This window comes from uncultured Bifidobacterium sp. (genome assembly GCF_963540075.1).
Lineage (GTDB): Bacteria > Actinomycetota > Actinomycetes > Actinomycetales > Bifidobacteriaceae > Bifidobacterium.
In genome coordinates this window covers 42,895-62,915 of sequence record NZ_CAUTOG010000001.1, presented here as the reverse complement: position 1 = coordinate 62,915, position 20,021 = coordinate 42,895, and the positions used below count along the sequence as shown (strand labels likewise).

General features: G+C 67.7%; 14 protein-coding genes and 1 other RNA gene. 5 read left to right on the top strand and 10 right to left on the bottom strand.

Annotated elements, in window-relative coordinates:
• Nucleotides 1-15: 15 nt before the first annotated feature.
• Nucleotides 16-567, bottom strand: a complete 552-nt coding sequence (locus tag RWX87_RS00275) for a YbhB/YbcL family Raf kinase inhibitor-like protein (RefSeq protein ID WP_314685764.1) — start codon at nt 565-567, stop codon at nt 16-18.
• 92 nt (nt 568-659) lie between these two features.
• On the bottom strand, nt 660-2,309 hold the full coding sequence (gene ptsP / locus RWX87_RS00270) for a phosphoenolpyruvate--protein phosphotransferase (RefSeq protein WP_314685763.1): 1,650 nt from the start codon (nt 2,307-2,309) through the stop codon (nt 660-662).
• 277 nt (nt 2,310-2,586) lie between these two features.
• Here ptsP and RWX87_RS00265 point away from each other — a divergent pair, with 277 nt between their 5' ends.
• Nucleotides 2,587-2,856, top strand: coding sequence for an HPr family phosphocarrier protein (locus tag RWX87_RS00265; protein WP_314685762.1), 270 nt, complete (start codon nt 2,587-2,589; stop codon nt 2,854-2,856).
• A 4-nt stretch (nt 2,857-2,860) separates the two neighbouring features.
• Nucleotides 2,861-4,033, top strand: a complete 1,173-nt coding sequence (locus RWX87_RS00260; protein ID WP_314685761.1) for a LacI family DNA-binding transcriptional regulator — start codon at nt 2,861-2,863, stop codon at nt 4,031-4,033.
• 70 nt (nt 4,034-4,103) lie between these two features.
• On the opposite strand, the gene RWX87_RS00255 is transcribed toward RWX87_RS00260, so the two are convergent.
• The 5 genes from RWX87_RS00255 to ffs form a co-directional block, all read right to left on the bottom strand.
• Complete coding sequence (locus tag RWX87_RS00255) at nt 4,104-5,249, bottom strand: DNA polymerase III subunit delta' (protein ID WP_314685760.1); 1,146 nt, start codon at nt 5,247-5,249, stop codon at nt 4,104-4,106.
• Complete coding sequence (gene tmk, locus RWX87_RS00250) at nt 5,246-5,875, bottom strand: dTMP kinase (protein ID WP_314685759.1); 630 nt, start codon at nt 5,873-5,875, stop codon at nt 5,246-5,248. The genes RWX87_RS00255 and tmk overlap by 4 nt, the downstream gene beginning before the upstream one ends.
• Before the next feature lie 2 nt (nt 5,876-5,877).
• Nucleotides 5,878-9,018 carry a type I DNA topoisomerase gene (gene topA / locus RWX87_RS00245; RefSeq protein WP_314685758.1) on the bottom strand — a complete coding sequence of 1,047 codons (3,141 nt, stop codon included), beginning with the start codon at nt 9,016-9,018 and terminating at the stop codon, nt 5,878-5,880.
• 118 nt (nt 9,019-9,136) lie between these two features.
• On the bottom strand, nt 9,137-10,135 hold the full coding sequence (locus RWX87_RS00240; protein ID WP_314685757.1) for a phosphatase PAP2 family protein: 999 nt from the start codon (nt 10,133-10,135) through the stop codon (nt 9,137-9,139).
• Nucleotides 10,136-10,438: 303 nt separating this feature from the next.
• Nucleotides 10,439-10,529, bottom strand: an RNA gene (gene ffs, locus RWX87_RS00235) — signal recognition particle sRNA small type.
• Between the two features lie 117 nt (nt 10,530-10,646).
• Between ffs and glf the strand changes: the two genes are divergently transcribed.
• Complete coding sequence (glf, locus tag RWX87_RS00230; RefSeq protein ID WP_314685756.1) at nt 10,647-11,828, top strand: UDP-galactopyranose mutase; 1,182 nt, start codon at nt 10,647-10,649, stop codon at nt 11,826-11,828.
• Between the two features lie 75 nt (nt 11,829-11,903).
• Here the strand turns inward: glf and RWX87_RS00225 are convergent, their stop codons facing one another.
• Nucleotides 11,904-13,046 carry an inositol-3-phosphate synthase gene (locus RWX87_RS00225; RefSeq protein ID WP_314685755.1) on the bottom strand — a complete coding sequence of 381 codons (1,143 nt, stop codon included), beginning with the start codon at nt 13,044-13,046 and terminating at the stop codon, nt 11,904-11,906.
• Between the two features lie 167 nt (nt 13,047-13,213).
• Here RWX87_RS00225 and RWX87_RS00220 point away from each other — a divergent pair, with 167 nt between their 5' ends.
• Nucleotides 13,214-15,484 carry a transglycosylase domain-containing protein gene (locus RWX87_RS00220; RefSeq protein WP_314685754.1) on the top strand — a complete coding sequence of 757 codons (2,271 nt, stop codon included), beginning with the start codon at nt 13,214-13,216 and terminating at the stop codon, nt 15,482-15,484.
• A 130-nt stretch (nt 15,485-15,614) separates the two neighbouring features.
• On the opposite strand, the gene leuA is transcribed toward RWX87_RS00220, so the two are convergent.
• Nucleotides 15,615-17,519 (bottom strand): 2-isopropylmalate synthase, encoded by a 1,905-nt coding sequence (gene leuA, locus RWX87_RS00215; protein WP_314685753.1) that lies wholly within the window; start codon nt 17,517-17,519, stop codon nt 15,615-15,617.
• Between the two features lie 266 nt (nt 17,520-17,785).
• On the opposite strand from leuA, the gene RWX87_RS00210 reads away from it, so the two are divergent.
• Entirely contained in the window at nt 17,786-19,258 is a 1,473-nt protein-coding gene (locus RWX87_RS00210; protein WP_314685752.1) for a hypothetical protein, read from the top strand.
• Between the two features lie 106 nt (nt 19,259-19,364).
• On the opposite strand, the gene RWX87_RS00205 is transcribed toward RWX87_RS00210, so the two are convergent.
• Entirely contained in the window at nt 19,365-19,985 is a 621-nt protein-coding gene (locus RWX87_RS00205; RefSeq protein ID WP_314685751.1) for a DUF5701 family protein, read from the bottom strand.
• Between the last annotated feature and the right edge of the window lie 36 nt (nt 19,986-20,021).

Below are 20,021 nucleotides of genomic sequence, written 5' to 3'. Positions count from 1 at the left end.
TGGCGGGCCCGGGCCTCAGACGCGTCCCGTGACGGCCAGACCGCCCTGGTCCACCGGTCCCTCGTGGGAGCGGATGGCATGGTACAGGGCATTGAGCCAGAACCCCTGGCGCAGACCGGGAAGCGGATCGGCCGTCCCCCAGACGTCCAGCAGGTACTGGTGGTCGCGGTCAGGCGGATTCGGCCCGTTGTAGCGCATGATGACGGCCGGGTTCGCGTCGCCGACAAGAGAACCGGCATGCGAGGTGCGGCCCTGAAGCGCCTCGGGGATCATGGAGGGCAGGGTGCGGGAGAAGTCGGCCGGGATGGCCAGCGCATGCGAGTCGTTGAAGTCGTACATCAGCGCGTCCACGGGCACGTTGGCGACCGACCAGTGTATCCATTCGAAGCCGCAGACGGGGATGGCGTCGGGGTCGACGAGCTGCCAGTGCAGCCAGCGCACGTCGGGGCGCATGTCGTCGACGTAGAAGGGGAAGGAGACCACGGGGACGCCGTCCACACGGTTCTCCTGCGGCGCCTTCTTCGCATAGGCGTCCGGAATGACGGTGAAATCCGCTGAGACTCTCATGTCTTCAGTATCGCACGCGCGACGATCGATGAGGCCCGGCTCCGCCGTCCGCCGATGGCGCGGCGGCGCCGGACCCCATCGACGGATCCCCCTCACCAGGCGGGATGATAGAACTCGCCGTCCAGGGCGGCCCTGGCCTTCTCGCGGGCCTCCTCAAGGGTGTGCGACAGCAGCTCGGCGCGCACGTCGTCCAGCGCCACCGGCGTCATGGACAGCGAATTGACGCCGAGACCCGCGAGCACCACGGCCAGGTCGGGATCGGCCGCCGCCTCCCCGCAGACCCCGACGGGCATGCCATGGGCGTTGCCCGCGTCGGCGATGAGCTTGATGGCCCTCAGCACGGCCGGATGCCAGGCGGTCTGATAGTTCGCCACGGAGCCCAGGGTGCGGTCGGCGGCAAGGGTGTACTGGGTGAGGTCGTTCGTGCCGATGGACACGAAGTCCGCCACCTCGGCGACCTTGTCGGCCACCAGGGCGATGGACGGGACCTCGGCCATGGCACCGACCTTCTTCAGCCCCTTCTCCTTGCCGAGCCGGACGAAGTAGGCGGCCTCATGCTCATCCGCCACCATGGGCGCCATCACCCACAGGTCGGATTCGGTGGCGGCGTCCGCACGGGCGAGGGCCTCGAGCTGATCCTCGAGGACCTGGCGGTGGACGCGCAGCGTGCGCAGACCGCGCAGGCCGAGGGCGGGATTCGGCTCGTCCTCGGGGGTGAGGAACGGCAGGGGCTTGTCGGCTCCCGCGTCGAGCATGCGGATGACGACCTTGCGCCCGGGGAATCGCGACAGGAGCCGGGTGTAGGCCTCGGTCTGCTCGTCGACGCTCGGGGGCTGCTCGTCGCCGATGAAGAGGAACTCGGTGCGGAACAGGCCCACGCCCTCGGCTCCGTATTCGAGGGCCGAATCGGCATCCTCCGGCTTGCCGACGTTGGCGAGCAGGGGAAGCGGCGTGCCGTCCTTCAGCGCACCCGACCTGCCCCGCAGGCTGCGGGCATGCGCGGCGTGGGCACGGGCCTCGTCGGCCTCGTGGAGCTGCTCCGGCGTGGGATCGGTGACGACCCGCCCGTGGGCGGCATCGACGATGACCTCATCTCCGTTCGCCAGACCGTCCGCACCGGACGCGGAGACCACCGCGACGATGCCACGGGCGCGCGCCAGAATGGCGGTATGGCTGGTGGGCCCTCCCTGGCTGGTGACGATGGCACGGACCTTGTCAAGGTCGAGCGCCGCCGTGTCCGCCGGCGAGAGGTCCTCCGCGACGAGGACGAAGGGTGAATCGCTCACCGGAACGCCGGGGGCGGGGACGCCGAGGAGATCGGCGATGACGCGCTGACCGACGTCATGCAGATCGCCGGCGCGCTCCGCCATGTATCCTCCGAGCGCCGACAGCGTCGATTCGAATCCGGCGAAGCCCTCGAGAACCGCGCGCGGCGCGGTCTTCCCCGCGTCGATGAGACCGCGTATGGAGTCCAGCAGAGCCGGATCGGCCGCCATCTGCCCAAGAGCCTGGAGGATGGGCGCCGCCTTGCGGGCGCCCTCGTCGCCGGACAGCGCGGCCGTGGCGCGGGCGTCGAGATCCTTCCTCACCGCGTCCAGCGATCTGCTGGCGCGTTCGAATTCAGCCGCCGCGGACACGTCGGACCGTCTGGGGTCGTCGGAGGGTTCGGCAAGCGCCGGAGCCATGCGAACGACGGGACCGAGGGCGACACCGCGGCCGATTCCGATTCCTGTGATGACCATGGGTTCTCCTTTGAATACGGCCGGAGCCGTCGGCTCTGGCCGGCGTGCGTCCCACGTCGTTGCGGAAGACGCGTGCCAATGCGCATCAGTATACACGCAAAAACCGCATCATGAGTGGGGTAAACGTTTTCTCACGTCGATGCCGATGCTAGTATTGTCCACGATGGGCAGCCGCCCTGTTCGCGTCCGGCGGCCCTACCGGAACGCACCGGCGCATAACCGGCATCCGTCATGCATTGCAGGCAAAGACGCGAATCCGACGCAAAGGAGTGTCCCCATGTCCACCGCAACGCGCACCGTCGTCATCACCGACCCCGTTGGCATCCACGCCCGTCCGGCCGCCGAGTTCTCCCAGGCCGTCGGAGCCTCCGGCTGCTCGGTGACGATCTCCAAGCAGCCCGGGGCCGCCGGAGTGAACGCCGCCAGCATCCTCTCCGTCATGGGTCTGGGTGTCAAGGGCGGCGATACCGTCGAAATCGTCGTCACCGGCGATGACGCCGAGAACGTGGCGGACTCTCTCATCCACACGCTGGCCAAGGGCGAGTAGTCCCATGCCGTCACCCGCCCGACGCCGCTCCATCATCGACGTGGCGGTCGCGGCGGGGGTGTCCACGGCGACGGTGTCACGCGTCCTGTCAGGGCACCGATCGAAGGACGACGACATAGCCCGACGCGTCAGGCAGGCGGCCCGAGTCCTCCATTACACGGCGAATCCCGCGGCGAGCGCTCTGCGCGCGGAGACGGCCACCACCCTGGCTCTTGTCGTTCCGAATTCGCCGAGCCCCTTCGCGGCGGGATTCGTCGCATGCTTCGCCGGTCTGGCGGCCGAGCGGGGCCATCAGGTGCTTCTGCTCAACGCCTCGAGCCTTGCGCCGGAGGGTCGTGGCCGATCATCCGCAGGCGCGGACTCGAGACCCGTCTTCGGGCAGGTCGTCGACGGCTGTGTCATGGTCGCCGCGGAACCCGGCGAATCCGATGCACCGGTTCCGCCGGCTCTGCGCTCCGCGCCCTTCCCCGTCATCCGTGTCAGCGCCTCGGAGCCCGCATCGGTCCCCTCGTCATCGAACGGCCGCGTCGGCATCGACCTGGACTCCACTCTGCAGCTCGCCGTGGCCCGGCTCGTCGAACGCGGATCCCGGCGCATCGCCCTTCTCGCACCCGCGGCGGAATCCCTCCGAGGGGCCTCCTACTTCGTAGGCTTCGAAACGGCGCTCGCCCCCGTCCACGCCATAACGCGAGGCGACTGGATGAGCTTCGGCCCGACGGACACAAAACGGGGGTACGACGATGTGGTGCGGATGACCGCCGGCGATCGGGACCACCGCCCCGACGGAATTATCTGCGTCACGGACGCGGTGACGGACGGGGCGCGTCTGGCGCTTGAGACGAGGCTGCATGAAACGACCGAAGAGACCTCCGAGGACCGTCCTCGTCTGGTGACCATCACGGACCGTCATCATGAGGACTCCGACGAAGCGGGCACCGGCCCGTCGGAGCGCCTCCGTCCGGACTTCAGGGACATGGGCGACGCGGCCCTGCGTCTTCTCGCTGAACCGGGCGCCCCGGAATGGGATGCTCCGGATGGGCGGCCGGGCGACGACCTTTCCTATTCCTCAGGACCCAAGGGAGGAGAGGGGAAGGGACGGACGACGGCCGACTCCGACGTGCCGACGATCGCCATCCCCATGCTTCCGGAGTGGACACGCCCCCTCGAGCCCGCCTGAACCCTGGAAGGCACCCGCCGACCAGTTTCTTCGGCGACGCAATCCACTCCGCCGGCCCACAGCCGGTCATCTATATCAGCGAGCAGAACAGCGCCTCGAACACGAGCGCAGGGTTGCCGTTGCCCGCCAGCCGTCGCCGCGCCACGGCGACATCATCGAGGTGACGGACCGAACCCGCCCGGTCCAGCCGCGCGGCGAGTTCGACGATGGCGGTGCGGTTCTCCCTGTTGACGAGACCGGCCGCATCCTCCGCCCCGTTCTGGAGTACGGCGACATCCCGGTACACGCTCGCCACCGACGTCAGCGCACGGTCCAGGACATCACGACTGCGCCGTGTCACGCGCCGCCGTACCTCGTCCTTGCGTCCGATGGCGTTGAAGGCCCCCCGCAGCTTCGGCGGGATGCGGTCCTTCTCCCCCAGGCCGTTGAGGCGTCTGAACTCGGCCTCCTCACGCGCGGTGAGGGCCTCGACGTCCCGGGCCGCCTGATCGGAGGCGTCGGCGACGAGCCTGGCCGCGAGAAGCACGGCATCGGAGGCGCGGCTCAGTCCCAGAACCCCCACGACGAGCTCATCGCGGGCCGCAAGCGCCCTGGGATCGCCGGCATACAGACGCGCCACGCCGATATGCCCCTCGGACAGCCGGGCGGCTCGCGCGGCCAGGCCGGCCCCGACCCCCTGCCTTCCCAGGAAGGCGGCGACCTGCGCGGTCGAGGGCACGGCCAGACCCACCAGACGCGTTCGCGAACGGATCGTGGGAAGCACGTCCTCGGCGCTGGGCGCGCACAGCATCCAGATGGTGCGCTCGGCGGGCTCCTCGATCTCCTTGAGCAGCACGTTGGTCGTGCGCTCGAGCATCCGATCGACGTCCTCGATGATGATGATGCGCCACGGTCCCAGGGAGGGCGTCTGCTCGCTGGTCTCGATCAGCGAACGCACCTCGTCGATGCCGATGGTCACGCGGTCCGTCGCCAGAACGGTGACGTCCGGATGCGTCCCGGCGAGGACCTGGCGGCTGGTCTTCGAAGGCTCGGCACCCATGCCGTGGTCGGGACTTTCGAGAGCCGCCGCAAAGGCCCGGGCGACGTTCGAACGTCCGGATCCCGGAGGGCCGCAGATCAGCCAGGACTGCGCGATCGCCGACCCGTCGCCACGGGCCACGGCGCTCAGCCGCGACACCACGGTCTCCTGACCGACGATATCGTCCCATACGCTCATGGACGCCCTCCGCTGAGCAGCGCGTCCACGTCGGCCCGAATCAGCGCGGCCAGGCGCTCCCGCGGCCGGCCCGCATCCAGCACGAGGAAGCGGCCGGGCTCTCTTCGGGCCAGCCCGAGGAAGGACGCGCGCGTCCGGGCCCGGAAGCCCTCACCGGCGGACTCCATGCGGTCCCGCCGCCGGTCCAGCCGATCCATGGCGCCGCCGGGATCGATGTCCAGCAGATACGTCCGGTCCGGCAGCAGCCCCCCGCAGGCCCACATGTTGATGCGACGCACCTCGTCGACGGTAAGCTCCCTGCCGCCGGCCTGGTAGGCGAGGGAGGAGTCGATGTAGCGGTCGCACACCACCACGTCCCCCCGCTCGAGAGCCGGGGCGATGACCTCGCCGACGTGCTGGGCGCGGTCGGCCGCGAACAGCAGAGCCTCCGCGCGGGTCTGGATGGGGGCGTCGCCGGCGCCCTGCAGCAGCATCCCGCGCAGGCCGGTTCCCAGCGCCGTGCCTCCCGGCTCGCGGGTGACCACGACCTTATGGCCACGATCCCGCAGATAATCGCTGAGCAAAGCGACCTGGGTCGTCTTCCCCGAGCCGTCGACCCCCTCGAAGGACAGGAACAGACCCGTCATCGTCAGGACGCCGCCGACGTCGTCGAACGGGTGCGGGACGCGCGTCCCGACGACCCGCCGGCCTTCGCGGATGACGTGGAGGATTCGCCGGACGCCCGACGGGAGCGCGCCGCCCCTGTCGTGGAGCCTTTACGGGTGGTTCGCGACGTCCCCGACTTCGAGGTTTTCGCGGATTTCGACGCGGATGACGCGCCCCGTGTCGATGCCGTCCTTCCCGTCGATTTCGCGGACTTCGAGGTTTTCGCGGATTTCGACGACGAGGAGCGGCGACGTTTCGTCGGACCGGCCGCGCGCTTCTCCGCCAGCAGACGGAAGGCGTCGGAGGGCTCGATGGAGTCAGGCGCATACTGCTTGGGAAGGGTCCGATTGGTCTCCCCATCGGTGATGTAGGCGCCGTAGAACCCGTCCTTGATGACGACGGGACGACCGGTGTCCGGATCGGCACCGAGCTCCCGCAGAGGCGGTTTGGCCGCCGCCCGGCCTCGTCCACGACCATATTTGGGCTGCGCGAACAGCTCCTTCGCCTCATCGATGCCCATGGAGAAGATCTGGTCCTGGGAGGACAGCGAGCGTGTCTCCTTCGTTCCGTCCGCGGCGGTTCGCGTCAGGTACGGGCCGTAGCGGCCGTTGCTGGCGGTGACGGTCATCTCGGCTTCGCCGCCTTTGCCGTCGTCCTGTTCATAGGAGCCGACGACGCGAGGCAGGCCGAGCAGTCTCAGGGCATCGTCAAGGGTCAGCGTGGCAGGGTCCATCGAGGAGAACAGCGACGCCATCCGAGGCTTGTCGGTCGAAGAGGAGCCTGCCGACCCGGAGCCGCGGCGGCTCGTCGTCGCCCGTCTTCTTCCATCGGATGTCTCCATGGGAGCCTCCGGGGCCCTCGCGGCGGTTTCGGGGGCCGACGGCTCGACTCCGGACGCGTCATCATCCTTGTTCTTCTCCGGCGGGACCAGGACGACATAGGGTCCGAAACGTCCCACCCGGACTTCGACGGTGCCGCCGGTGTCCGGATCGGTTCCGAGGACGCGCGGCCCACCGGCATTGGAGTCCAGGATCTCGCGGGCCTTGTCGACGGTGAGCTCATCGGGGGCGAGGCCGTCGGGAATCGATGCGTGGCGGGGGTTGCCCTCGGGGTCGGGGGTGGAGACGTCCTCGAGATACGGGCCATAGCGGCCCACGCGCACATGGATGCCGTCGCCGATGTCGATGGTGTTGATGGCCCGGGCGTCGATCTCGCCGAGCTGCGCGACCTGCCGCTGCAGTCCCTCGTGAGCCTCGCCGGACGTGCTGGCGGACTCGTCACCGCTGCCGAAGTAGAACCTCGTCAACCAGTCGCGTCCCGTCTCCTCGCCGTGGGCGATCCTGTCGAGTCCGTTCTCCATATCCGCCGTGAACCGATAATCGACGTAGGTCGGGAACTTGGTCTCCAGCAGGCGCGTCACGGCGAAGGCCAGCCATGACGGGATAAGCGCCCGACCCCGTTCGTACACATAGCCACGGTCGATGATGGTGGAGATGATGCTCGCGTAGGTCGAAGGACGACCGATCTCCCTGGCCTCGAGGGTTTTCACCAGCGACGCCTCGGTATACCGTGCGGGGGGCTGCGTCTCATGTCCCTCCGCCTCGACGCCGAGCGCCTGCATCACATCGCCCTCGGACATGGGCGGCAACGCCGCGCCCTCCGCCTCGGCGCCGGCGCGACCGCCGGCCGCGCGATCCCTGTGACCCGCCTCATGCGAGGACGACGCGTGATCCCCCATCGCCCTGAGGAAGCCCGGGAACTCGATAACCGTCCCGGAGGCCTGGAACAGCGCCTCCCCCCGCGCCCCCGCAGAGGCGGCGAGACGCACGGTGGCCGTCGAACCGACGGCATCGGCCATCTGCGAAGCCAGCGTCCGACGCCAGATCAGGGTATAGAGGCGGAGCTGGTCGGGCGGCACCTTCCCCTCCAGCTCCTTCGGGTCGCGGAACCGGGCCCCGGCCGGACGGATGCATTCATGAGCCTCCTGGGCCCCGGCGGAGGTCGTCGCGTACTGCCTGGGGGAGTCGGAGAGGAACCGTGACCCGAAATGGAACTCGACCGCGTTGCGCGCGGCGTCGATGGCCTCATGGGACAGAGTGACCGAATCGGTTCGCATATAGGTGATGAAGCCGTTCTCGTACAGCCCCTGAGCCGCCCGCATCGTCTGCCTCGAGCCCATCGACAGCCGGTTCCCGGCCGCCTGCTGCAGAGTGGAGGTGGTGAACGGCGGCTGGGGGCGACGCCGGTACGGCTTCGACTCCACGGAGGAGACGGTGAACGGGACCGCCAGCAGATCCTTCGCCAGTCCCCTGGCACCGGATTCATCCAGACGCAGCACGTTGTCCGCGAAACCGGCGGGGGTGAGGGTCCCGTCGGCCGCGAAGTCCTTCGCCGCGGCGAGCCTGCGCCCACCCAGCCCGACCATCCGGGCGCGGAAGGAGCCGGTCTGCCCGTCCCCGTCAGCCGCATCCGCGGCATCCCGCCCGTCCGGAGCGAGCTCCGCCGTCACGTCCCAGTAGGAGGCCCTGACGAAGGCCATCCGTTCGCGCTCCCGCTCGACGATGAGCCGGGTGGCGACGGACTGCACGCGACCGGCGGACAGGCCGGGCCCGACCTTGCGCCAGAGAACAGGGGACAGCTCGTAGCCGTAGAGCCTGTCGAGGACGCGGCGCGTCTCCTGGGCGTCGACCATGTGATCGTCGACGTCCCTCGTATGGCCGAGCGAGGCGCGGATGGCCTCGGGCGTGATCTCATGGAAGACCATGCGCCGCACGGGGACCTTGGGTCTGAGCGTCTGGACCAGATGCCAGGCGATGGCCTCGCCCTCGCGGTCCTCATCGGTGGCGAGGAAGAGCTCGTCGGCCTTCTTCAGCGCGGCCCTGAGGTCGGCCACGGTTTTGCGTTTCTCGGGACCCACCACGTAGTAGGGCTCGAAGCCGTCGTCGACGTCCACCCCGAAGCGGCCGAAGGCCTTCTTCTTGTCGGCGGGCACCTCGCTGGGCTGCGCGAGATCCCGGATATGCCCGACGGACGCCATCACCGTGTATCCGTCCCCGAGATATCCGCCGATCTTCCTGGCCTTCGTCGGAGACTCCACGATAACGAGCTTCGTCCCGCCTGTCATTGACGCTCCTTTGGCCATCGGTCCCCCGTTTCGGTCGCCATCATAACCATGCGACATCACCATGCGACGTCGCCAACCCTACAACGCGAGGACACGACGAGGGTGGAACGGGATCGGTCTAGGGCCGTGGAGGGGCGGGCGGGGCGCCGATCAGACCGATCTTCGACAGCGGGGACGCGGTGACCTGCCGCATGGCGAGAACGAGCCCGGAGGTCAGGGCGCAGACGCCGACGACCAGCACCTCGGCGGTCAGCACGGCGCCGGAACGGGCCCATGCGGCGGACATGTCGAGTCCGGGGAGGATCTGCCAGATGATGAAGACGCCGTAGACGAGCGCGACCAGACCGGCCGTGACAAGCACGGAGCCGATGATCTGTATCGCCGTGGACGACGCCCGGCCGCCGACCGGATCCATTCCGGAGGTGCGCGTGCCCGCGAGGACGACGAGGCACAGACCCGCCACCAGGAGCAGGGACATCAGCACGTCCACGGGTCTATGCCACTGACCGTAGAGCACCGACAGGCCCACCACCGACGTCAGAAGCGTGGCGAGAACCGCCGCAAGGGCCCTGGCGACGCGGGGAACGGCCATCAGCAGAGCGGCTCCGGCAAGAGCGGCCATGATGACATGGCCCGATGGCGCCGAGTTGAGATGCCGCGACTCGGTCTCGATGATCATCGGTCGGACGAGAAGGGATTTGAGCCAGGTGGCGGCGTATCCGAGCAGCGCCAGAACGACCATCTGGCCAAGCAGCCACCAGCGACGTCGAAAGATCGCGCATGCCACGCCGACGATGGCGAAGGCGGCGCTGAGGGCGATGACGACGGCGGAACGGGCGACGAGTCCCACCACAGTCCTCATCACGGCGGGAAGCAGGGAGGGCAGATACGACCAGACCATATCCTCGAAGGCCTGCCCGTCCATCGTCCGCACCCCCACCCACCACGCGGCGAACGCCAGTCCCACAAGCAGCAGTCCCAGCAGCAGGCATGCCACTCGCGCCGAGACGCGGGGACGCACGACCAGGGGGTCAAGGCTGGACAGACCCAGCCTGACCTCCGCATCGTCATCAGGAACCATGCGATGGCCATGGACCTCGCGTCCGTCATCGGCCACCTCCTCCGCGAGGACCGGGGTCCCGCGGCCCCGGCCCGCCCCGGCGTCGTCAGGCGTCGTAACGGGCGGCGAGGGAACGAGGGCGGACAGGTCGTCATCCTCCGTCGACCGATCCTGCGGAGCTGGGGAAAGAGGTGAAGACTGAGGCATGACTCCGACTCTAGGACCATAGGGGCCTTCCACGCGGGTCTCGCGACGAACCCCACCGAAAAACTCACAAGCGGCCGGCGTCGGGGGGAAGGACGGAGGAAGGAAAGCGCGGGAAGAAAGAAGGAAGGGAAAGCAAGGAACAAAAGAAAAAAGAGGAAACCCCCGCGCACCCGTCGGAGGCCGCTTACCCTTGCTGCATTCCTGCCCTGGGGGGATTGGGCGGCATGACGCCACGCGGAGGCAGGCTCCAGTGTACATCACCACCGCCGGGACTCGTCCCCCAGGCTGCGAGTAGCATGGGCCATGGCGTCAGGGGCGTCGGAACATCGCGAAGAACACCGATCATCGAAAGGATCGCGCCATGGATGCGGATCTGGTCATCGTCGGAGCCGGGCTGTTCGGCCTGACGGTCGCCCAGCAGGCGGCGGAGAGGTTGGGGGCCAGGGTCGAGATCATCGACGTGCGACCCCATATCGGGGGCAACGCCTACTCCTCTATGGATGAGGACACCGGCGCGGAGATCCACAGGTACGGGGCGCATCTGTTCCACACCTCGAACCCCACGGTCTGGAAGTACGTCAACCGCTTCACCGAGTTCACCGACTACGTGCATCGGGTCTACACGACGCACGACGGCGAGGTGTATCCCCTGCCCATCAACCTGGGGACCATCAACCAGTTCTTCCACGCTCATTACACGCCCGGCGAGGCCCAGGCCCTCATCGAGCGTCAGGCCGGCGAGCTGGCGGGAACCGACCCCACGAATCTCAACGACAAGGGCATCAGCCTCATCGGACGCCCCCTGTACGAGGCCTTCATCAAGAACTACACGGCCAAGCAGTGGCAGACCGACCCCAGCGAACTGCCCGCGAGCATCATCCGGCGCCTGCCCGTGCGGTTCACCTACGACAACCGCTACTTCCGCGACACCTGGGAGGGTCTGCCCAAGGACGGGTACACCGCCTGGATGACGCGAATGGTCGCGGACCCACGCATCCACGTGACGCTGGGCACCGACTTCTTCGACGAGTCCCAGCCTCTTAACCGCAGGGCGCTCGTCGGCAGGGTGCCGATTGTGTACACGGGCCCCGTGGACCGCTACTTCGACTACGAGCTCGGCGACCTCAAATGGCGGACAGTCGACTTCACCGAGGTCCGCTATGACGAGGGGGACCACTTCGGATGCCCGGTGATGAACTTCGCCGACGCCGACGTCCCGTTCACGCGCGCGATCGAGTTCAAGAACTTCAACCCCGAACGCCGCGACGCGCAGAACCCGGACCGGACCGTCGTCTGGCAGGAGCACAGCCGCTTCGCCTCGCGGAACGACGAGCCATACTATCCGGTGAACACGGCCGCGGACCATGCCCTCTATCAGCGCTATGCCGCAAAGGCGAAGGCCGAGCCCATGGTCGTCTTCGGCGGGCGTCTGGGAACCTACGCCTACTACGACATGCACAACGTGATCGGATCCGCGCTGAACGCCTACGAGCATCAGGTCGATCCCCTGCTGCGCAGCCGCCGCGAGGAGGCCTCGATCTGACGCCGACCCGTCTGGCGCGTGACGGGGGCCGCCTCCTTGCGGAGACGGCCCCCGTCACCCATGATCCACAGGCTCTCAGGCCTTCCAGACGTTCTTCCCGGCGGCCTTCGCCGCGTCGACGTCGCCCTCCAGATCGGCCTCGGTGGATTCCACCTCGCCGCTGATGAAGCGTTCGACCAGCTGCCTGGCCTCGGTGTCCTCATGCTGGACGGCCGGGGACTTCATGAAGTAGGAGCTCGGCGCCAGGACGGGGCCCGCCAGATGCCGGTCGAGGGCGATCTTCGCCGCCCTGACGGCGTCGATGACGATGCCGGCCGAGTTCGGCGAATCCCACACCTCGAGCCTGTACTCGAGATTAAGTGGCACGTCGCCGAAGGTCGTGCCCTCGAGACGCACGAAGGCGAGCTTGCGGTCATCGAGCCAGGCCACGTAGTCCGACGGCCCGATATGGACGTCATGGGGATCCATGTCGTGGGGGACGATGGAGGTGACGGCGCGCGTCTTGGAGATCTTCTTCGACTCGAGACGCGAGCGCTGCAGCATGTTCATGAAGTCCATGTTGCCGCCGACGTTCAGCTGGTAGGTGCGGTCGAGGCGCACGCCGCGGTCCTCGAACAGGCGCGCGAGGACCCGGTGGGTGATGGTCGCGCCGACCTGGCTTTTGATATCGTCGCCGATGATCGGCACGCCGGCGTCACGGAACTTGTCGGCCCATTCCGGGTCGGAGGCGATGAAGACGGGCAGGCAGTTGACGAAGGCGCAGCCGGCATCCATCGCTGCGGTGGCGTAGGCCTTGTCGGCCTGCTCGGAGCCCACCGGCAGATAGCTGACGAGCACGTCGACCCTGCGGTCGCGCAGCACCTGCGCCACGTCCACCGGCTCGGCCTCGGACTCATGGATCATCTGCCTGTAGTACTCGCCCAGACCATCGTAGGTCGGTCCGCGCTGCACCTCGACGCCGAGGTTCGGCACGTCGGCGAACTTGATGGTGTTGTTCTCGGACGCCCCGATCGCCTCGGACAGGTCATGTCCGACCTTGAGGGAGTCGACGTCGAAGGCCGCGACGAACTCGATGTCGCGGACGCGGTACCCGCCGAAGACGTTGTGCATCAGTCCGGGAATCCTGTCATCGTCGGCGGTGTCCCGGTAGAACCGCACCCCCTGGACCAGCGACGAGGCGCAATTCCCCACACCGGCTATCGCCACACGAATGCTCATATCCTGTCCTCCTGTCGTCATGACTCACGAGTATCGACCAGCATAGCCGCCGAATCCAAGGACTCACTGGGAACGCCCGTCGCGAGCGGACCGAAACCAGGCAAGGACCTCGCGAAGACAAGGCTTCCGACCCCCGCTCCTCGGCCCCGACCGTTACGGTGGTCCCCATGACTGCACGGAGGAAGCGGACGACTCGAGGCTCTTCGTCGGGACGCAGACGGACGGCGACGACGGGCGGAGGCACGACGCGTCGGGGACGAACGCCGAACGGGCACGATTCAGGACGACGTCGCGTCGGGCGGCATCGCACCCGATCCCGCCGCTCCCGCGGACGCGCCATCCTGCTTGTCATCCTCGGCGTCCTCGGGGCGTCCCTGGCGGTGGGAGCCGCCCTCGTCGCCTACCTCTACGCCACCACCGACATCCCCCAGCCGGAGAAAATCGCCATGGCGGCGACGACCACCGTCTACTATTCGGACGGGAAAAGCGAGATTGGATCCTTCGGCGCCCAGAACCGCCAGATCGTCTCCTGCGACGACCTGCCCTCCTATATCGGACATGCCGTGGTGGCCTCGGAGAACAGAAGCTTCTACTCCGACAGCGGAATCGACCTCAAGGGCATCGCGCGCGCGCTGTTCACGAACGTCACGACGGGCTCCCGGCAGGGAGGGTCGACCATCACCCAGCAGTACGCCGAACGCTACTATCTGGGCGAAACGACGAGCTACTCCGGAAAGCTGCGCGAGGCGATCCTCGCCCTGAAGATCGCACGGACGCAAAGCAAGGAGACGGTGCTGTGCAACTATCTCAACACCATCTACCTCGGACGCGGATCCTACGGCATCCAGGCGGCCGCCCAGGCCTATTTCGGAGTGGACGCCAAGAATCTCACCCTCTCCCAGGCCGCCCTGCTCGCCGGCATCATCCCCGCCCCCAGCAGCTGGGACCCGGCACAGAACGCCTCGGAGGCCAGGACGCGGTTCCGCCGGGTGCTGAACATCATGATCGAGGACGGGTGGATCACGGCCTCTCAGCGGGCGAGGGCCTCCATGCCGAGCACCGTCGCCTACAGGCAGACCAACGTCTACTCGGGACAGAAGGGGTATCTGCTCCAGATGGTCCGCAGCGAGCTCATCGCCGCGAAGGCCTTCACCGCCGACGAGCTGGACACGGGCGGATACCGCATCGTCACCACCATCGACAGAACGCGCCAGGCGCTGATGTACGAGGTCGCCAGCCCTTCGCAGGGCGGCAAGGGCGTGGTCCCCGACGGTCTTGAGGTGGGAGGGCTGTCCGCCGACCCCTCCACCGGAGCCATCCTCGCCGTGTACGCGGGCGACGACTACCTCACGCATCAGCTCAACAACGCCACGCAGGCGCTGTACGAACCCGGCTCGACCATGAAGCCCTTCGCGCTGCTGGCTGCGGTGCAGTCCGGCGTCAGCCTCGACACCACCTTCAACGGCAACTCCCCGAGACGCTTCAGCGGCATCACCTCCGCCGTCTCCAACTTCGGGAAGACGAGCTATGGGACGATCAGCCTGTACAAGGCCACGGCGTATTCGGTGAACACGGTGTACATGGATCTGCAGCAGAAGCTTGGCGCCTCGAAGGTCGCGCAAACCGCCGTGGAGGCCGGAATGAGCTCCTCGCGGATAACCGGGAAGAACCCCTTCACCGTCCTGGGCAACGACGGCGTGCATCTCACCGACGTCGTCCGGGCCTATTCGACGCTTGCCTCGGACGGTCTGCGGCCGACGCTGCACATCGTCTCCGCCGTCGCCTCCCGCCAGGGGAAAACCCTGTATTCCGGGTCGACATCCTCAACCCGCGTATTCGACGCCAATTCCACGGCGCTGGTGACCAAGGCGCTCACGGGCGTCGTCCAGTACGGCACCGGAAAGGAGGCCTCGTCCATCGGCAGGACCCTGGCGGGCAAATCCGGAACGGCGAACGATGCGACGGCGGCAAGCTTCGTGGGCTACACCACGGGCGTGGTGACCTCCTTCGCCATCTGGTACCCGGACTCCAACGGCAGCCCCCGGGAGATCCCCTCCATAGGGTCCTACGGGTCGGGGAGCGGCTATCCCATCCACCTCTTCACGCGGTACATGGCCACGGCCCTGAACGGAACGACGGACACGGCCTTCCCCACCGCCACGGACAAAGGCACCATCGGCGGCCCTGACGGGAGCTGGGGAACCGGACGCTCCGCCTCCTCCGGGTCGTCGGAATCCTCGGGAGGATCATCGGCCTCGCCGACTCCGTCGGCCTCGCCCTCCGTCTCCGGGTCCACGTCGACCGGGTCGGCGTCTCCCACGACCTCGGGATCCAGTTCGTCGACGTCCGGGACGTCATCGTCGTCTCCATCCGATTCGTCCCCGTCGACGAAGACAAGCGAACCGACATCCCCATCCAAATCCGCCACGACGCAATAGGGTGGAGGGAAGCCATGAACGGCTACGACACGGAAACGCCAGAGGTGATGACGATAGGCATGTAAAAAGGTCCTGCGAAGCCATCCCCGGGGGTGGCTTCGCAGGACCTCGGCGCAGAAGGCGGCATTCCTCAGCGCTCGGAGCGGTTCACCGCCGAGATGATGGCCTTGAGCGAGCTGGTGGAGATCGAGGAGTCGATGCCGACCCCCCAGATGATCCGGGCCTCGGGCGCCTCGCCGATCTGGCATTCCACATACGAGGCCGCCATGGCGTCGGTTCCGGCGGTCATGGCGTGCTCCACGTAGTCCATGATCGACACGCTGACGCCGATGCCGCCCAATGCGTCGAGGAACGCGGCGATCGGTCCGTTACCGACGCCCGAGAGCTCCCGCTCGACGGTTTCGCCGTCGCCCGAACCACGGTCGAGAAGTCGGGCCTTGAGAACCGTGTCCGATCCGTCCTCCCCGGAGGAGACGGACACCTTGAGCAGCTTGAAGCGACCCCACTGGCTCAGCGAGGAGTCGCCGGAATCACCGACGACGGAACCCGCCGAAGTCACGCCCGTCTCCTCCACCGGAAGATACTCGTCCTTGAACAGACGCCAGATGTCCTCGTCCTTGACCTCGCGCTTGGTACGGTCGGCATAGGCCTGGACGACCCTGTCGAATTCGATCTGCAGCCTTTTGGGCAGATCGAGGTTGTGGTTGGTCTTGAGCAGGTAGGCCATGCCGCCCTTGCCGGACTGCGAGTTGACGCGGATGATCGCCTCGTAGCTGCGGCCGATGTCCTTGGGGTCGATGGGCAGGTAGGGGACGAGCCAGACGAACTTCTCGAGCGGCACGCCGGCCCGTTCGGCGGCGACCTGACGGGCCTCGATGCCCTTCTTGATGGCGTCCTGGTGCGAGCCCGAGAACGCCGTGAACACGAAGCTTCCGGCATAGGGGTGGCGCTCGGAGATCTTGACCTGGTTGCAGTATTCGACGGTTCGGCGGATCGCCGGCACGTCCGACAGGTCGACCTGCGGGTCGACGCCCTGCGTGAGCAGGTTGAGGCCCAGCGTGACGAGGTCGACGTTGCCGGTGCGCTCCCCGTTGCCCAGCAGGCAGCCCTCGACGCGGTCCGCGCCGCCCAGCATGGCAAGCTCGGTGGCGGCCACGGCCATGCCCTCGTCGTTGTGCGGATGCAGGGACAGGACGATGGAATCACGGTTCTCGAGATGACGCGAGACGTACTCGACCTCGTCGGCGAAAACGTTCGGGGTGGTCATCTCGACCGTGGCTGGCAGGTTGATGATCATGCGACGGTCGGGGGTCGGCCTGATGACGTCGATGACGGCGTTGCACACCTCGACGGCGAAGTCCGGCTCGGTGCCCGTGAAGGACTCGGGCGAGTACTCGTAGTACAGGTCGATGCCCCTGGCCTCCCCCTCCAGCTGCCTGCACAGCCGGGCCGCATCGGTGGCAAGCCTGGTGACGCCGGCCTTGTCCTTGCGGAACACGACCTCGCGCTGGAGCACGGACACCGAGTTGTAGAAGTGGACGATGGCTCTCTTCGCCCCGCGGAGCGCCTCATAGGTCCTGCGGATGAGATGCTCGCGCGCCTGGGTGAGGACGACGATCGTCACGTCGTCGGGAATGAGCTCGCGTTCGATGAGCATGCGGATGAAGTCGTAGTCGGTATCCGAGGCGCTCGGGAAACCGACCTCGATCTCCTTGAAGCCCATGGAGATGAGCAGGTTCCAGAAGCGCAGCTTGCGTTCGGGGTCCATGGGGTTGACCAGCGCCTGGTTGCCGTCGCGCAGGTCGACTGAGCACCAGCGCGGGGCGCGGTGGATGCGCTTCGACGGCCAGGTTCGCTCGGGATAGTCGAAGGGGACCTGCCTGTCGTAGGCGACGTACTTGGTGTACGGCATGCGGCTGGGCTTCTGCGGCCCTCCGATGTAGCGCGCCGGGGGCAGCAGCAGGTCATTGTTCCCTCCATTGGACGCCGCGGCAACCGCCGCAAGATCAAACACCGATGACTGATCCTGACCCATCACTCCTCCTGTCCTTAACCGTTGCCGCCCAGCCCGACGCGGGCATGGTTCCCCGCGTTCCAGCGGAGGCGACGACCGAATGGTTACATGCGCGTAACATGCGCACGGCTCATAGTATCCATGGCTCCCGCGGGAAAACGCCATGCTTCCGCGATATGGCCGTCGTCCCTTCGGGATGGCGTCCGCCCCCTCCTGTCGCTCGCCCAGGACGGCATGGGGCTCGGAACCGTCCTCGACACCCCCCTCAGGTGCCCTAGAGTGAGGGCATGACCCTTCGCTTCGGTGCGGACGGACGGTTCCGCGTGCTCCAGGTGGCCGACTTCCAGGACGGTCCCGACGCCAGCCAGGACGCGGTGGAGCTGCTCGAGGCGGCTCTCCATCGCGCCCATCCCGACCTTGTGGTGTTCACGGGCGACCAGATCCGCGGCTACGACCCCGCCTTCGCCTCCACCTTTCTGTCACGGCGCGGAGACGAGCCCGGGGGCACGGTCCGGGCGGTCACGCGTGCGCAGACGGCTCTGGGACGGGTGCGGGGGCTGGCGTTCGGACTGCTCCCGAAGCGCGGCGTCGAGACGGTCGGCGGGGACTGCGCGCGGAACGATGACGTTCCGGACAACGGCGGCAACGACCGGCAGGCCGCGTCGCGCGGCATGGCGCACCACGCCGACGAATCGGCCATGTCGCCGATGGACGTCACCCGGTCCCGGGTGATGCGGACTCTGCGGTCCATGCTCGGGCCCGTCGTGCGCATGGGCATCCCCTTCGCCGTGACCTATGGGAACCATGACTTCCAATGCGGTCTGCTCACGGATGAGCAGGACGATATGTACCGTCGTTTCGCCGGCTGCCTCAATCCACGGCCCGGTTCCGGTCCTCTCGCGGTGGAGCCCGGCACCTTCTGCCTTCCGGTGCGGGCGGCGAAGACCGACCGTATCGCCATGGGGGTGACGCTGGTGGACTCGGGAGACTACGAGGAATCACGGAGCGCGGAGGCGGAAACGGGAGACGGGGAAGGGACCGGGAGGCGCCGCAGGCTCGACCTCGCCGACGCCTCCGGATACGGCGCCCCCACGTCGACGGCGGTCCGCTGGCTGGGCGATGTCCCACGCATTGTCAGGGAGGGAAACGGCGACCGGCGTCCCGTGCCCGTCATGGCGTTCCAGCACATCCCTCCGCAGGAGTTCTACGACTGCCTGCACGCGGTTCCGTTCTGGACGCCGAACGCCGTGGAGGGGCACGGGCCCTTCGCGGGACGCTGCTTCGCCCTGGACACGAACGTGTGCCGCCCCGGCTCCCGACTGGGCGAGGGCGTGAGCTGCTCGGCCAGAAACGTCGGCGAGGTGGAGGCCATGCGTCGGGCGGGCGGTTACATCGGTCTGTTCTGCGGGCATGACCATCGCAACGCCTTCATCGGCCACGTCCATGGTCTTGATCTGGGCTACACGCCCACCTGTGGATTCGCCTCCTACGGACCGGCGGCACGTCTCCGCGGCGTGAGGGTGTTCGACTTCCCCGAATCCGACCCGGCCTCGTACGAGACCAGACTGCTCACCTGGGGCGATCTCATCGGGCGGCGTCCGCGCCGAGCCGCCTGGGCGTTTCTTGGGGACCACGGCTTCGCCGACCTGCCCGGACTGCGCGACGAGCTGAGGAAGCCGAGGTCTCTGGCCGTCGCGGCGGGGGTTGTGCTTGCTTTCGCCGCCATGAGGTCGGGCGGCCGAAGACGGCATGGGCGCTAAGGACAGGTGGAAGGTCCACGTGACCCCCGTCCCGGCCTGACCTTCCGGCGGGAGTCGCGCATACGCCTGCCGGCGTGAACTCGCCGGCAGGGGATGGCCGTCGGCGTCAGACGAACAGCGAGACCCCGCGCCGCGATCCGCAGTAGGCGTTGCCCAGCCACGTATGCCGCGAATTCGGCCACACCGCACCCAGACGAGGGGCCCCCTGACTCATCCAGATGCTGGGGACCCGGCCGTCCGCGCTGCGTGAACCGAGCAGGTTGAAGCCGTTGCGCTTGACCAGCCACTGCGGATGCTGGGTGACGACCGCCAGACCCTCCTCCAGTGTCAGAGGCAGACGCTCGTCGGAGTCGATGAGCTTCCGCGCCACATCCGGCTCCCTGTTCACATACGCGGTGCCGGTATGGGGGCCGACGACCAGATAGAACGGACCCTCGGGAGGCTCGAACCCGTCCTGCGGCATGAAGCCGATGATGTCGCGCGGCGGCATGGTGGTGAACCCCGCCATCCGGTTGATGCTCGTCCGGGCGATCAGGGATTCGGGGGAGACAAGCTCCCGGGTGGGGACGAGAAGGAGGTCCGATCCGAGATCCTCCGTCTCCAGCGCCGCGAGAAGCGGGTCGGCCAGAGCACGGAACGCCTCGGCGGACATGTCCGCGACATCGGGGTACCCCAGGGCGACGATCCGGTCCAGCTGCCTGCGTACCTCCTGTGATGCCCTTGACATGGCTCCCAGTATGGCACGGCAGGACGAACCGGCCCT